This window comes from Chlamydia sp. 04-14 (assembly GCF_036632095.1).
Taxonomy (GTDB): domain Bacteria; phylum Chlamydiota; class Chlamydiia; order Chlamydiales; family Chlamydiaceae; genus Chlamydia.
Window position 1 is genome coordinate 313,337 of the sequence record NZ_JAPYKW010000001.1, and the last position, 16,104, is coordinate 329,440.

Sequence of the window (16,104 nt, forward strand, 5' to 3'; positions counted from 1 at the left end):
TAAAATGTCTTACTCCCTTAATACTTGATTTATCCATACCAGATAGAGATTTTTGGAGCATTAAAATGCAGGTATTTCCGCCTCCCCAAGTTCCTTTGTTGGGTGCTCATACATCCGCCGCTGGAGGCCTTCAAAATGCCATTTACGAAGGGCAAGAAATTGGGGCTTCTACTATTCAAATGTTTACCGCTAACCAGAGACAGTGGCGTAGGCGTCCTCTCACTGATTCTCTAATACATTCTTTTAAAAAAGCTCTTGAAGAGACTTCTCTATCTTATATTATGAGCCATGCCGGCTACTTAATTAATCCCGGAGCTCCTAATCCAGAAATCCTAGAAAAAAGCCGCGTCTGTATACAGCAAGAAATCGAGGATTGCAGATCTTTAGGAATCAACTTCGTTAATTTCCATCCTGGGGCAGCTGTCAATGACTCTAAAGAAGCTTGCTTAGATAGAATTGTTTCAAGTTTTTCTTTGATGGAGCCCTTATTTGAAGATTCTCCTCCCCTTGTCGTCCTTTTGGAAACTACAGCAGGTCAAGGGACCCTTGTCGGTAGTAATTTTGAAGAACTTGGCTATCTAATAGACAAACTTAAGCACAAAATTCCCGTAGGAGTTTGCATAGATACTTGTCATATCTTCGCTGCTGGTTACGATATTACCTCTCCAGAGTCTTGGAAGCAAGTACTCAAAAATTTTGATGACAATATAGGTCTATCATATTTAAGAGCTTTTCATCTTAATGACTCTATGTTTCCTTTAGGACAACATAAGGATCGTCATGCACCGTTAGGGGAAGGAGATATAGGTATCGAAAGTTTCAAATTTCTTATGACTAACGAACATACTCGAATGATCCCTAAATATCTAGAGACTCCCGGAGGTCCAGATCTATGGACCAAAGAAATTCGCCAGTTAAAAAGTTTTCAGAAATAAGAAAAAAAGAAACCAAAAGCGTCAACTAAGACTAGTCGACGCCTCTCTTCTTGGAAGAAAGAGATTTTCTTTATGTTCTGTGAGATAAGAACTCACAAACAACAGAAATGTCAACAGGCAGAGGAAGTTGTGCTTCCATTTGATCTTGTTCCGGAGACATTAAAAGTTCTCCTTTAAAACCATTCTTATCTATAGAAATATAGGATGGTAAAGAGCTTTCATCTTTATTTTCTAAAGATTCTTGAACTGACTGTAACTTTCTAGACTTCTCTTTTAGAGAAACTTGCATTCCAGGGCGTAGGAAAAAGGATCTTCTATCTACTTTCTTCCCATTTACTAATACGTGACCGTGAGAAACTAACTGCTGTGCTGCAAAAATAGTCTTAGCAAATCCCATGCGATAAACCATGTTATCCAGGCGACATTCAAATCTTTCTAAGAACATCTTTGTGACGCTGCCTTGCTTATGAATAACTTCTTTGAAAGCCTTCACAAGCTGCTTTTCCAAAATCATGCCATAGCAAGCTTTTAATTTTTGCTTTTCCTCAAGCTGAAGACCGTAGTCAGACTTTTTCTTTCTCTGCATACCGTGCTGACCTGGAGGATGGGGCTTTTTGAGCAGAGGGTTTCGGCTTCTTCCAAAAATATTCGCTCCAAAACGCCTTGCTATTCTATTTTTAGGGCCACAATATCGAGCCATGTATTTTAGTCCTTTATTTAGTCCTTAGAAATTATTCACGCCTCCCCGGCCTTCTTTATTTTAGACAAAGGTAGCGGCACTATTTTCGGTATAACCTGGAAGATTTTCTTCGCTAATAAAGAAAAACGACTACTCATCTACTTGACAAAATACCAAAGAGCATTTTAGTTCCAATCCTAATTTTCTACAATGGAATTATTTCCGAGAATATGCTAGGGTATTTCTTATGAAAAAGAATTATTACGCTTTAGCTTATTATTATTTGACTCGTGTAGATAATCCTCAAGAGGAAATCGCGTTGCACAAGGAACTATTTAAAAATCTAGATGTTTCTTGTCGTATCTACATATCTGAACAGGGAATTAATGGCCAGTTTAGTGGTTATCAACCCGACGCAGAGCACTACATGAACTGGCTAAGACAGCGTCCTGGATTTTCAAATGTAAAATTTAAAATTCATCACATTGAAGAAAATATTTTCCCTCGTGTGACTGTGAAGTATCGCAAAGAGCTTGTAGCTCTTGGTTGCGATGTGGATCTTTCTACTCAAGGTAAACATATTTCTCCAAAAGAATGGCATGAAAAACTGGAAGAGAATCGCTGTCTAGTTCTAGACGTAAGGAATAATTACGAATGGAAAATCGGGCATTTTGAAAACGCTGTTCTTCCAGACATTGAAACTTTCCGTGAATTCCCCGAGTATGCCGAACGGTTATCTAAAGAGCATGACCCCGAGACCACCCCTGTGATGATGTATTGCACCGGTGGTATACGCTGCGAGTTATACTCTTCTCTGCTCTTAGAAAAAGGTTTTAAAGAAGTTTATCAACTCGACGGTGGCGTTATAGCCTACGGTCAAGCTGTGGGAACAGGTAAATGGCGAGGAAAACTATTCGTATTTGACGATCGTATGGCAGTGCCTATCGATGAAACAGATACCGATGTGGCTCCTATTGCCAAATGCTCTCATTGTGAAACTGACTGCGATATTTATTACAATTGTGCCAATACCGATTGTAACAATCTATTCATCTGTTGTGAAAATTGTATCGACTCAACAAAAGGATGCTGTTCTCAAGAGTGTTCTCAAGCACCGAGAATCCGCTCCTTTTCATCATCTAGAGGAAACAAGCCTTTCCGTCGTATGCATCTATGCGAAAGCACGGCAGAGAAGGAAGAAGCCCCTAGCTGCTGCTGTTCTTGTTCACATTAAGAATTGATAAATTATTCCTTGAACTAGGCTTATTCAGCCTCGTTCAAGGATAGATCATAAATTTTTCTTCGGTAAGAAACTTTATTGCACGACAAGAAAACATTCTTAATATTAATTCCTTGCTCCAGCAACACTTTAGAAAATATTTCAATATTCTCTTCTTTTCCCAAGCAAACTACACAAAGATCCGGTTGTTTTTTCAACAGTATCTGCAAACGCTTGGCCTGTAAAACAGCCCAGGCTTCTTTCATACTATGATCACTCGTATCATTAAGATCAGAAATTACTGTAGGCACACAGTAAGAAATTATTCTAGTTGTCCAACCTGGTTGTAATTTCTGATCTAATATTACAACAGTGCTACGTATCGTTTTTGGTAGCATAGCTAATACACGACGCACTTCTTGATAAGAATGAGTGCGCACCATGTAACAAACAGGAATTATTGACTTAGGGAGTCTAAGATAGCTTCCCAGCTGTCTTACTAATACAGCACTGAGTACCAAACGATAGACCAGCTCTTTCCAAATCCACAAAATCCATAACCCTATACAGAAAATGATTATCCCCATATACAAGAAGCTCGTCTCTGGGGGCAAACTCAATCCTGACCCTAAAATCCTTACGATTCCAGCTGCAATTAATACTCCGACAAAATCTAAAAAGTTATTTGCAGCTAGAATTTGTCCTCGCTTATGTTCAGGGCTAGCGTATTGTACATAAGCATGTAGAGGCACTTGATATACCCCGCCTAAAAATCCTAAGAGGAGCAGGAAAAACATCACTCCGACTAAAGAACAAGAGACAGCATAAAGGCCCATGAAGGCAACGCCTAAGCCTAAAGTCATGATAGGCACATAACCTAATTTAATATCTTTCCCGGAAAGCCATCCCGTAACATAGGATCCAACGCCAACACCTAAAGCTACAAGAGGGAATAAATAACCTCCGTAATGTTTAGGGTAGCCCAAAGTAAACTCTACAAAGGGAATGATTTCTACCTGTGTATAGGCTCCGACTAAAAGAAAAAGAGCAACAAGGAAAATTGATAAAGTTAGATAGTGTACGTGACGTGTATCTTTTAAGATCTCCCAGAGATCCTTAAAACTTACGTAAGTAATTTTTTGACTACGATTTTTAATATTGCTTGGGCGTATTCTCAGAGAAACAAATGTACTCACAATTGAAGAAATAACACAAAATGATGTTGAAAGTACGTAACAATTAACTGCGAGATTTTTTGTAAGATCAACAAGCAAAGGAGCAAAACACGATCCTAAAATACTTCCTGTATAAGTCACAGCAGTCATTATGCCATTGGCTTTAGATAAATAATCTAAAGGCAACATCTCCGGAAGAATCCCCATTTTTGCGGGACCGAAAATAGCTGTATGACTTGCCATAAGGATCAAAACTACATAACCGCCAATCGCAGATTGTATGTAAAAGAAATATAGCCCCAGCACTGTACAAACGATCTCTACCAGACGCGTGGCTAAGATAATGTTCCGTTTCTGATACCTGTCTGATAAACTTCCGGCTAAAGGTGCTAGCAGTAGAAACGGTAAAGCAAAGAATAAACTTACGTAGGATAATATCTTAGCATTCTCTGTTAAACTTTTTCCTTCAAGAAGGAAAAATACTAAAAGAAACTTGTAGAGATTATCATTTAATATCGTAAGAAAATGCGTTATTACTAAAGCACGAAAAGACTTTTTCTGTATTGATATATCCATGAACGCGACCAAACATAGTCAGACAATTTTTAGCAACTCTCCCATTCATCTATTAGCTAAACTTGCAGAAGATCTATTTTCTACTTATCAACAGCCATTTACTAAAAGATGGATTCTTGTTGCCAATACAGAAACAGGGCATTGGCTACGTAGAGAACTTACTAATGCTACGAGTAACCACATTTTCATGGGGTCGACCATTTTCTCTTCTTCAGACTCCCTTGTCAAACATTTATTCACTGAAGTTTGTCATGAAAAACAGTTAATTCCTGACTATATAACACTTCCTTTATTTATACACGAGCTGCTAAATACTACTCACCCACCCGCTGATGTTACACAGAGCAAACTCCTTTCAGAACCCTCTTATAGCTCAACAAAGAGTCTAGCGGCTATTTTTAAAAAATTTTATACATTCTCGCAAGCACCTTCTGAAAAAAATCTCTATCATAAGCACTTGTTTTCTCAATTAGATAAACACTTCATTCCTATCAACAAGGTCTTTTCTTCGATATTAGATGCTTTGGATTCTGAGAAACAAAATCGTTCTTTGCATATCTTTGGCTATTCTCATTTACCTAAGCATTTTGCAACTTTTTTTACCGAGTTGAGTAATTTTTTCCCGGTCTACTTTTATTGCTTTTCACCAAGTCGAGAATATTTTGGAGATTTACTTTCTGATAAATCGATTGATTTCTTATGGCGTCAGCTAGCAAATCAACCCAATAGAGATGCCTGGGAACACTATATTTTAGCGGATAGACAAGCGTTGCTTGCCAATCTCTCCCATAAATCCCAAGCGTCTCAAAATTTCTTTTTAGACAAAGAGATACACTATAGTGAAGCTTTCGTGGCTCCTCAAGAAACAACATCTTTAGGCGTTCTACAAAGCAATCTATTTTACTTACGTCCCAATTCGCCTAAAGATGCTCTAGATAAAGAACAAACTGTAACTATCAGCAAAGCATTAAATCCTTCTAGAGAAGTTCATGAAGTATTTTTAAAAGTTTCTTCTCTATTACATAAAGGTGTGCTTCCTGAAGAAATCTTTATCTTATCTTCTCAATTAGAAACCTATGAGGTGTATTTAAAAGCAGTATTCCAACCTCATCTACCTCTATACTTCACAAACAATACATCTGCATATGCTGAGGATTTAAAAGAAAAGTTTTTACTCTTATCATCTATTCTACAAACACAAGGCAATCTCTACCGCTTACTTCAACTACTCATCCACTCACAACTACAAAATCCTATAGAGATAAGTAAAACTCCCTATCTTTTGAAAAGACTTTCTAGCGAATGGCAGAAGCTTTACAAAGGAGATGGGATTCATATACAAAGCTTGGGCGATAATATCCTGAATGAGTACCCTTTTGTTGAGGAGCACGGGAAGGTAAGCCAAATAGAAATTTGGGAACGTATTCTTCCTTTGCTCTATGATTTACAGAAACTTGTAAGTATTTACTCGACAAACACGATTCAAACTTATGATGAACATTTTACCCACATTATCTCTTCCCTAGAATCAATCTTCGTTCTGTCTTCAGATGAGCTATCCTTGATAGCATCTCTTAGAAATTCTATTTTCCCAACATTTTCTTCTTCAAAATGTTCTTTGATGTTTTTTACTGATTTTTGTTTAGATTTCTTCAACCGTTTTTGTGGAAACAGTCCTATTTATGATAAGCCGGGTCCTTATGTAGGCTCCTTGGGAGACTTAAGCCTCATTCCTAAAAGTTATACATTTATTCTTGGGGCAAACAAACACGCAGAGGCTATTGATTTATTAGATCTCGTCGATGCAACAACTCAAGAAGAACTCGTGTTTTCTTCTTCTGAAAATGAAGAAAATTTCCATTTTCTTCAGACCTTAGTATCTACTAAACATGAACTTCATATTAGCTACCAATCTTCTGCTCACAACCCTGCTTTACCTAGTGCCTATGTGAATTATCTTCAGGAAGCTTTAAATTTATCCGTTACTCATCTTCCTTCTAAAGCCTACGCTCCCTCATTATTCTCCAAAGAAAACTTGGTGCATGTCTCACAAGAATATCATTACAAACTTGCACAAGCATTTTGCTCTATTAAAGAGCCCTTACCTTCTTTATTTCAAACCCCTAAGAATACTACAGATCTTCCATCTCATTTGTCTGTATCGCAAATAATCAAGGCTATTTCCTCTCCCTTAGATTTTTTCTTAAAATCCAATTATCATGTTTCGCTTAGATCTCCTGCGACATTAGAAATTAGAGAAAAACTCTTCCCGACCAAAAAGCAAGTCATGTTATTTTGGGAAAATCACCTTTCGAATATGCCTGAGGATCTTTCGAATAATTACCAATCCTCTTTTTCTAAAGATCTGTTTACTTCTTACAATGAACTCATAGAAAAATGGTTGGAAAAGGTAAAATTAAATCCCCTTACAAATCCTCATTCGGTAATTTTTTCTTCTTCATTATTCCATGATGATCTTTGTGATCAAGATCAGGTTCTCCCACCAGTTTGCGTAAATTTGGATAATAAAGAGATTTTTCTACATGGAACATTTTTCGGTGTATTCTCTAATGGTATATATTCTTGTTCCATTGATCCCTCAGCCAAGATAAGAAAAGTAACGAAGAAGACCAAAGCTATTCCCGACAACTCTTTTGAGATGCAAAATTATTTGAAGGCCTACATAGCCATCGCGATGCTACAACAATCCGATGCTATTACGAAATACGCAACCGTAAGAAATATTATCTCTCAAGATAACTTCGAAGATCTGCCTGTTCCTTTTTCTGATCCAAAAAAATACTTAAATCAAGTGTTGCGAGTATACCAAATGATGAAAGAGCTCCCGATTCCTTTAATTTCCTCGGAATGTTGGAAATTTCTAGACAATGCTGAAAAGTTTCACGAATCCATACACTCTGCTATTGAAACAGATGCTAATAATCCCGCCCTATCGCTTTTCTGGAAATTTCATAATCGTGATTATCAAGATCAATTCATAGTTACCGAAGAGCAGCGTTTACTGATTCTTTCTTTGTTTAAGGACACAGATGAAACCGTTTGATATTTTTAATTCTCAAACATCCATTCGTGGAAAATATTTCTTAGAAGCTTCTGCTGGCACAGGAAAGACATTTACTATTGAACAAATTGTATTACGTGCTCTGTTAGAAGGCTCTGTTTCACATGTTGAAAACATTCTTGCAGTGACATTCACAAACGCGGCAACTAACGAATTAAAACTCAGGATTCAAGATAATCTTAAACACGCACTATCTCAGTTACAATCCGCTCTTAAAGATCCCTCAGCACCTCTTCCTCCTTACCTAAAAGATGTTTGCGATGTAAAACAGCTTTACATGCAGGTGCGTAATGCTTTGGCGACTATAGATCGCATGGCGATCTATACCATCCATGGATTTTGCAATCATGTTCTAAAGCAGCACTTTCCTGAAATGCAAATGACACAGAGTAATGCTGTTCTTACCCATACACAATCCGTTGTTCATCACATTCGGAAATATCTATCTCAAGATTTTTGGCTTTCTGTTTTATTTCCTGAGCAATTTTATCTACTTGCAGGCAGATATAATTCTAACTCTAAACATACATCCTTTTTAACTGATAAGCTGCTCTCTAGTTATACACTACAGACTTTTGAGCATTTATCCTCAAAAACTTCCACTTTAGAATCTTTAGAATCATGGCACGACTCTATTCGATCTAAAATACAAGATATTCCCAAGGAAGAATTCCTAGAGGAACTATTGCAGCATAAAGAGAGTTTTAGAAAACAACCTTTTTCTATAGATGAAGACCTTAAGCTTTTTGTAAACTATTTGTATGCTGAAGAGACCTCGATACGCTTATTCTCTTTTTCTAAAATAGCAGAAACTTTCCATCCCAAAAATCGTTTGGCGCGTTATCAGCCCTCTAGAGCTTTTAACTATATAGAAGAGACCTCTTGGCTTCACTATACTGAACAATTTTGCAACGTAGACCTGATCTTTAATACCCTACTTCGAGACTTACAACTGTATTTAAAGAATCATTATACGTGGTGGTTATCTCCCGATGAAAGCATCTTAGCTTTAGAAGACATTCTACTCTCTTCAAGATCTGAAGAAATCATAAAAGCCCTGAGAAAACGCTTTCAGTTAGTATTAATCGATGAATTCCAGGACACCGACAGGAAGCAATGGAATATTTTTTCAAAGCTATTTGCAAATGATGATTTTTCAGGATCCCTATTTTTAATAGGTGATCCAAAACAATCTATTTATGAGTGGAGAAATGCAGATCTCGCCACATATCTAAAAGCAAAATCAACATTTCCTAAATCATCACAATTGCATCTCATAAACAACTATCGCTCCACAGCGAAACTCATGGAAGCAATTAACTGTCTCTTTTGTAAATGCTCTCCCTTTCTAGAAATCCCAGGTTATGAACCTATAGAATATCATCCCCTATGCCCTCAGAGTGCTGAGAATTTTGAGAATCCTCAGCACTCCCCAATACACTTTTTTTCCTATAATGATATTTCAGATCAGGCCGCGTGGATTTCTCATACCGCTTCTTATTTACAAGAGGCCCATAACATTCCTCTAGGACGCATGGCAATTTTAGTATCGGATTCTGCTCAAGCTTTCGATCTCATTACTCATTGTAGTATTCCTGTAGCGTTTTCTAAGAACAAATCAATTTTCCATCTTACAGAAACTTATTTATTAACCTTAGCGTGGCTAGAAGCTATTCTTCATCCAGAGAATTATGAAAAAATACAGAGAGTACTATTAAGTAGTCTTTTCAGACATAATCTCAACGATGTTATAGAGAAGAAGGAGCTCTATTCTACGTATTTCTTTTCACTTCGTAGTTACATTTTTGATCATGGACTTTTAGCAACTTTTTATCATTTCATGACTCTGCAAGGAGAAGCATTGTTAAAAACGCCACAGGGAGATCTTACTTTCCAAGAAATGGAGAGGCTTTGCGCTTATTTAGACACTATTTCTTCCCAGCCCCAACATCAATTACTCTATCTACAATACTTCTCAGAAACTGGACGTTGGGAAGAAAATCTTTCTTTCTCTTCGTATTCTGAAGATACAGAAATATTAAAAATTACCACGATTCATGCGTCTAAAGGATTAGAATATGATGTAGTTTTTTGCTCAGGATTAGATAAGTCTAAGAAAAATAAAAGCGCATCGGAATGGATCCGAGAGATGTATGTCGCCTGTACCCGAGCAAGAAAACAACTATTTATCCCTATACAAAACTCCTCGCATTCACGACGTAATTCAGCTTTAACAAACTATGTAAAACTTGAAGGTTCTCACGAATCTATTATCGATTTAGCACAACAGTTGGCAAAAGAACATCCTACGATGTTTTCTCTATCAGCTGTAGGAACGGATTCTGAATTTACAGAACCTATTTATAAAATGATTCCCCCATCAACCTTTTCATTGCCTATAGCTCCTGCTAAACAAATCTTCTCTTTTTCTTCTATAAAACAGGGATTGGATAACGAAACTTCTTTAGATAGTGATATCAAGGAAGCTACAGCTTCTTCTGTTCTTCCCAGAGGAAGAAAAACTGGTATTATCATTCATAAAATTTTAGAAAATATTTCTCCCAACTTTAAAATTTCTCCTTCTAAAATTTTATCAGTAGTCACGAGTTTTGTTAAAAACACCCATTTAGAGGGATACGAAGAAATTATTTCTCAAAAGCTTATAACAACTTTCTCTTCCCCATTATCTTTTGCTACAGGATCTTTTTCTCTGAAAGATATTGTTCCTAGCAAAATAGTCAGTGAGGAGCCTTTCCTATTTTCTAACAAAGAACAGTTATGGCAAGGAGTTATTGATCTATTTTTCGAACATAATGACAAGTATTATATTATCGATTGGAAAACATCATTCTTAGGAGAAACAAGTTCTGAATACTCTCAAGAGAACCTTCTTAACTATATAAAAGAGCAAAATCTCGACTATCAAGGTGCCATTTACATTCATGCAGCAAAACGATTTCTTCAACAATTTGATATCACTAGTGATATAGAAATGGGATTTGTTTTTATTCGAGGTGTGGATCTTGAAGGCAATGGATTTTTATGCTTACCAAATCAAAAAATACCTAATCCCATAGTAAACCAAAAATATCCGGTCTATCATTAGGATTAAATTCCATGGCAGGAAGAATCAAAACAGAAGAAAGATCTGTTAAATCTTCGGCTAACGACTTAGCTTCTATTTTATAAGAACAAGCACCCTCTCTAGGTCGACAAACTTTGGTAATTTCAGCAACAAATAGTCCTGGAGGAAATACACCATCTAATCCCGTTGTAATTAAAATATCTCCAACACGCAAACTTTTCCCATCAGAAAAACAAAATCCCTCACCGTGTAAAACTAGAGTTTCATCTTTCCATAAAGGACCGCCACTACCTGATAATGTACCTCTTAAAAGTAGGGTATTTTCATCATTATAATGTATAAACGAGTTGAGCTCTTCTAATTGATCGATTTTTTCATATTTATCTTTTTCAAGAATATAGGCGTCAGAAAGGCGTTCAAGGTGTTTTGTAAGACCTTGTATCTGATCTTTTATTAACCAAGCTTGCACTCCCCCGCGAACAGCAATTACCGAAGGTTGCATACCCACATCAGTGATTAAGCGTATTCGTGATTGCTGCTCCCCGACATAATCTACAAGACCAACAAGCACCTTTCCTGATAATACTGGAGAGTTTTTTTGTATCTTTTGCTCTTTACCTACGTTTATCCAACAAGAGCTTCCCCAGTGAGAAGGATCTCGATAAATAACACGACTAGCAATTAACTTACGAAAATAAGGAGATAAGATCTCAGAAAATACTGGGGGTGTATAGTTAGCAACTTCATAAGCTTGCAAACGCTCTTCTAAAATAGCGATGCGATCTTTTAAGATGATATTTTCAATATCTTGAATAGAGTGCTCTATAGGAACAACTTCACGATGTTTAAAAAAAACACGCGTATACAAGGATATGAAATGCTTCTGAATATTTTCATAGAAAGGTCTTGGTAAAGACCAACATAAAATAATACTCAATGCAATCACTAAATAGACATATAGCCTGTTTTTTCTATGACGACGATAAGCAACAGAGCCTGCGGTTTTAATCGCAGAACGATGTCCTTCAGGTTTTTTAATCGCACACATATTTCTTAATGTTTTGATTGTAACACAAAATCAAAACACCCTATCAATCCATCTAAAATATACTTTAGTTTGTGGTGATAAGCGGTGTTTAACTCCATGTTTTATGATACTAACGGGTAAAATAAAACATAATTAAAACTTCAACATGAAATAAAATAGAAATACGCGCAGAAATCTATCTGCGCTAATATTCATAGTGAATATTTTCACTTGGAATAGAAAGATAATCAAATAAAGAAAAGCTCTTATCTAATCGTAAACATTAGGACAACTGATAAGCCTCAGAAAAACTCTGTGAAACATAATCGATATTCTCATCAGTAATTCCGTTTAAATTAAATCTCGCCCCACTTGTGGTGTAGATACCTTTCTCTAATCTCAGAAAAAGCACTTGTTCTAAAGAAAACCCGGGATATCCAAAAAATCCCTTCTGAGACAAAATAAAATCAAAAGAATGCCCTATATGATTACGCATAGCTTGAACAAATCGAGCTCGTGTTTTTCCTAAAGAATTACGAATAGCATCTAATTCTGATAACCACTCTTTTTCTAAAGCCCCATCTGATAAAATCGTCGAAACAATTTTAGCTCCATGTCTAGGAGGTGAAGAATATTCCCCACGGATTTTCTCTTCTAAGCAACTAGAAATTTTATCTAAATCATCAGCAACCCTACTATAGGCAGCAAAATATCCAACTCGCTCTCCATAAAGAGAAAAATTCTTACTTGCACAAGCAGCTACAAACACCACGTTTCCAGCTTCTATGAAAATCTCTATAGGACGTCTATCTTCATTGATACCCAAACCGAAACCTAAATAAGCAGTATCGAAAAAAGGTAGAAGCTCGTGCTCTTTTATCACCTCAGCAAGACGTGTCCACATATTTTCATCAAGATCCATTCCTGTAGGATTATGACAACAACATTGCAAAAGCACTAAAGAATGTTTGGGAGCGGATTTTAATACGGAAAGCATCTCATCAAAAAGCAAGGTCTTGCTTTCTGAACTATAATAAGGATATTTAAGAACCTCTAAACCCTGTTGAGCGAATATTCTTATATGATTCCCCCAAGTTTGTTCAGGAATATACACCTTACCTGAAGGATAGGCCATGGAAAAAATCTTAGCGCCTAAATGTAGAGCCCCCGTTCCTCCTAATGCCTGAGCACCAACAACAAAACTAGGATTTACATTACCAAAAACAAGTTTCATCATCTCTTGATTAAAAGATGATAAACCACTGATAGGTAGATACCCTTTATTCATCTCATTTTCTAAAAATAGAAACTGTGCCTTACGGACGCTAGAAAAACCACCATACGCCTTGTTAGGATCTTCATAAGAACCTATAACAAGATTCACTTTTTCCTCTCGCTCATCTTCTAAAAATAATTTCTGAAGACCTAAAATAGAATCAGGAGCAAATGTGGGTAACTGATTAAAAAAACTCATATTAAAGAAAATCCTTCGCATTAGAACAAAGATTGATTCTAAACCTTATCTCGTGATAATTTTATCTATTCGGGGTATTAGCTCAATTGGTAGAGCGCAACAATGGCATTGTTGAGGTCAGCGGTTCGATTCCGCTATGCTCCATTTCCCTATTATGCATCCCAAATAGATTGTATTCGGCTTATCTTATATTTCTTTCCTTGAAACTGTAAAGTTGCTCCAACACTCTTATCGAGCATTTCTTGAGCAAGTTTAGATTTTAAAGAAAGAATATAGTTATCTGGATCAGCGTCCCAAGGACCAAGTATAGAATAAGTAATAAGATTTCCTTTTTCATCTTCCAAAGAAACCTTACAACCTACACCAACCTTATCAGTAAATACTATATCCTTAGTCAGTATTCTAGCGCGATTTACTTCTTCAGAAAGCACTCGAATTTCTTCTTGTAAACGCGCACGTTTTTCCAAAGCAAACTTATACTCAGAATTCTCTCTAAGATCTCCTAAAGCCCGTGCATCCTCGATTTCTTTAGCATTATCTACCATCTCTTTACCAACAAGAGATTGAAGCTTGTTTTTCATTCTTGTGAAGCTTTCAGAAGTTGTCCAAAGAATATCTTCTTCTACAACAACAGTATTTTTCTTCAAATCAGGATGCACAACCTCAGCAAGGCTTTGTAAAACGCTAAGATCACTAGAAGAAAACTGACTACACTTTGTAGATAGCAATAAAATCTCTTTTAAATAGGATAACGGAGCTCCCTCTATCATATTGCGAACAGCTAAATAGCGCTGGCCCACAAGAAAGTTATAAATCTTCTTTCCTAATTCTTTCTGTGGTGTTGAAGCAACATGATACATAAATACCAAGGCTGCCTCTAAAAATAATCTTTCGATCTCTTTATTATTTGGATCAAAAATACCATCATCATGAGACCCTAGCTTTAAGAAAAACCAAGCAAAAACTTCAGGATACATCATTGGATGTTCAGCACATTCAAGAAGTTTTTTCTCGATTTTTTCACGATAAGAATCCTCACCTTTAAATACTTTAAAAGTCAGCTCTCTAAGAGATGGAGATGTGGTTGAAAGAAAAATTTTCATAAAAACATTTTCCCAAACTGGAGAATGCTTCTTTATCAACATTAAGAACACTTTTTGCAAAGCTACTATAGAAATATTGTTAACTATAGAAATAATTCCTTCTTCATCAAGAGAGGATAAGAATTTGCTATCTAAAACACTCGATTTCTCGCCTAAAAAATCTGAAAGCAATAAATCTCTTTGGATTTCTAAAGATTGGTTATCTTCAATAGCAAGTGTTTGTAAGGCTTTTATTATAATTTCTCGATTTTCAGGTTTCTTCAACTCGCTATGTAAATCACGAATAAACTGGTAAATCTCAACAAGCTTTCCAGAAGTATCCTCGATTTGAGAAAGACGGCCTTCTAATTGAGAAATTAAAGAATCTCCCCCAGGATTATACTTATAAGGATCCTTTATTGTCTTAGGAGCTACTATACGAGTGTTTTTCTTAATTTTACTCTTAGTTGCTTGCCACCAACGATTCCACTCAGCTTCAGGAATCACTAAATCTACAAGCTCATCTTTTACTTCTTTAGCTGTTTTTGGACCCAAATCTTTTAGAAGAATTTCTATCACTTCTGACGGATGTTCCTTAGCATAAGCTTCAAAACCATCTGGATCACCAAATCTTCGTGATAAAAAATGATCTTTATCTAAAGGAATTAAACTCTTAAATGCTGTTTCAAAGGAGATGTCTTTAGCCATCATAACTCCTTCAAATTCTATGAGAACTTTCTGTTGAAGAAAGGATACACTCATAACCTCTCCAACCCCCCATCCTCCAGAATGGAAGACGAAATTCCCTTCGTGTAAATGCATTAAGAAATCAAAACGACTTAAACTGTATTGAAACTCACGACCATCACGCAGACCAACAACTCTTAAGGCCTCATTAAAATTTTCTCGACCTTGATACTTTCTATTTACGTAGTCAATCGCGGCGTCGTAAAACGGTTTAGCATTAGTGTTTTGGATATCCAAAACTAATTGAAGAACCTGATCTTTTTCTTTTCCATCAGGTATTCTTTCCCATAAAGGAAGAACTGTATCTGATATTTTCCCAAACAAAGGAGCTAAAGATGAATGCCTTACTTTCTCTAAGATCTGGACAAGCTCTGCCCCTCGCACCACATCGTTAAAACAATATTCTTCCCACAAATTAAAGAAACTTGAGGGTTGCTCTTCGTCTATTAAGACTTGCAACTTTTCTAGATAGTCCACGATGTCTCCCGTTTTTAACGGGAAATATACGCTTAACTATAAAAAAGAGCAATATCACAACACAAAATAATAATATTTGTTTTATAATAAATTAAAATTCATGGTGTATTAATGAATAGTAATTCCGCGCAAAAAATAATAGATTCTATAAAACAAATACTCACTCTTTATAATATAGACTTCGATCCCTCTTTCGGTTCTGCCTTATCTTCTGACTCTGAAGTAGATTACGAATATTTGATGGAAAAAACCCAAGAAAAAATCCAAGAATTGGATAAACGTTCTCAGGAAATCCTACAACAAACAGGAATGACTAAAGAACAAATGGAAGTGTTTGCTAATAATCCTGATAACTTTTCTCCAGAAGAATGGTTGGCTTTAGAAAACATTAGATCTTCGTGTAATGAATATAAAAAAGAGACAGAAGCCCTAATTAACGAAGTTACTAAAGACTTAGGAGGAGAATCCGCAACACCCACTTCTAATAAGAAAACAAAAACCACATCATCCAAAAAAAATAAGAAAAAAAACTGGATTCCCTTATAA

The 16,104-nt window shown here is 36.2% G+C and carries 10 protein-coding genes and 1 tRNA gene; 6 read left to right on the top strand and 5 right to left on the bottom strand.

Annotated features, from left to right (window positions below):
• Positions 1-65: 65 nt before the first annotated feature.
• Positions 66-935 (top strand): deoxyribonuclease IV, encoded by an 870-nt coding sequence (locus tag O6937_RS01430; protein ID WP_332389909.1) that lies wholly within the window; start codon positions 66-68, stop codon positions 933-935.
• 70 nt (positions 936-1,005) lie between these two features.
• Here the strand turns inward: O6937_RS01430 and rpsD are convergent, their stop codons facing one another.
• Positions 1,006-1,635, bottom strand: a complete 630-nt coding sequence (gene rpsD, locus O6937_RS01435; protein ID WP_332389910.1) for a 30S ribosomal protein S4 — start codon at positions 1,633-1,635, stop codon at positions 1,006-1,008.
• A 226-nt stretch (positions 1,636-1,861) separates the two neighbouring features.
• Between rpsD and trhO the strand changes: the two genes are divergently transcribed.
• Positions 1,862-2,848 (top strand): oxygen-dependent tRNA uridine(34) hydroxylase TrhO, encoded by a 987-nt coding sequence (gene trhO / locus O6937_RS01440; protein ID WP_332389911.1) that lies wholly within the window; start codon positions 1,862-1,864, stop codon positions 2,846-2,848.
• A gap of 29 nt (positions 2,849-2,877) precedes the next feature.
• On the opposite strand, the gene O6937_RS01445 is transcribed toward trhO, so the two are convergent.
• Positions 2,878-4,584 (bottom strand): MFS transporter, encoded by a 1,707-nt coding sequence (locus O6937_RS01445; RefSeq protein ID WP_332389912.1) that lies wholly within the window; start codon positions 4,582-4,584, stop codon positions 2,878-2,880.
• Here O6937_RS01445 and O6937_RS01450 point away from each other — a divergent pair.
• Positions 4,583-7,648, top strand: a complete 3,066-nt coding sequence (locus O6937_RS01450) for an exodeoxyribonuclease V subunit gamma (RefSeq protein ID WP_332389913.1) — start codon at positions 4,583-4,585, stop codon at positions 7,646-7,648. The two genes, O6937_RS01445 and O6937_RS01450, sit on opposite strands and share 2 nt — an antisense overlap.
• Positions 7,635-10,772, top strand: coding sequence for an exodeoxyribonuclease V subunit beta (recB, locus tag O6937_RS01455; RefSeq protein ID WP_332389914.1), 3,138 nt, complete (start codon positions 7,635-7,637; stop codon positions 10,770-10,772). The genes O6937_RS01450 and recB overlap by 14 nt, the downstream gene beginning before the upstream one ends.
• On the opposite strand, the gene O6937_RS01460 is transcribed toward recB, so the two are convergent.
• Together O6937_RS01460 and O6937_RS01465 are read right to left on the bottom strand one after the other, a co-directional pair.
• Positions 10,732-11,799, bottom strand: a complete 1,068-nt coding sequence (locus O6937_RS01460; RefSeq protein ID WP_332389915.1) for a rod shape-determining protein MreC — start codon at positions 11,797-11,799, stop codon at positions 10,732-10,734. The two genes, recB and O6937_RS01460, sit on opposite strands and share 41 nt — an antisense overlap.
• 262 nt (positions 11,800-12,061) lie before the next feature.
• Positions 12,062-13,252, bottom strand: coding sequence for an amino acid aminotransferase (locus tag O6937_RS01465; protein WP_332389916.1), 1,191 nt, complete (start codon positions 13,250-13,252; stop codon positions 12,062-12,064).
• A 71-nt stretch (positions 13,253-13,323) separates the two neighbouring features.
• Between O6937_RS01465 and O6937_RS01470 the strand changes: the two genes are divergently transcribed.
• A tRNA-Ala gene (locus O6937_RS01470) sits at positions 13,324-13,396 on the top strand.
• A gap of 8 nt (positions 13,397-13,404) precedes the next feature.
• Here the strand turns inward: O6937_RS01470 and O6937_RS01475 are convergent.
• The gene (locus O6937_RS01475; RefSeq protein ID WP_332389917.1) at positions 13,405-15,558 is read right to left on the bottom strand and encodes a GreA/GreB family elongation factor; all 2,154 of its coding nucleotides are present in this window, start codon (positions 15,556-15,558) and stop codon (positions 13,405-13,407) included.
• A gap of 111 nt (positions 15,559-15,669) precedes the next feature.
• Between O6937_RS01475 and O6937_RS01480 the strand changes: the two genes are divergently transcribed.
• Entirely contained in the window at positions 15,670-16,104 is a 435-nt protein-coding gene (locus O6937_RS01480; protein ID WP_332389918.1) for a hypothetical protein, read from the top strand.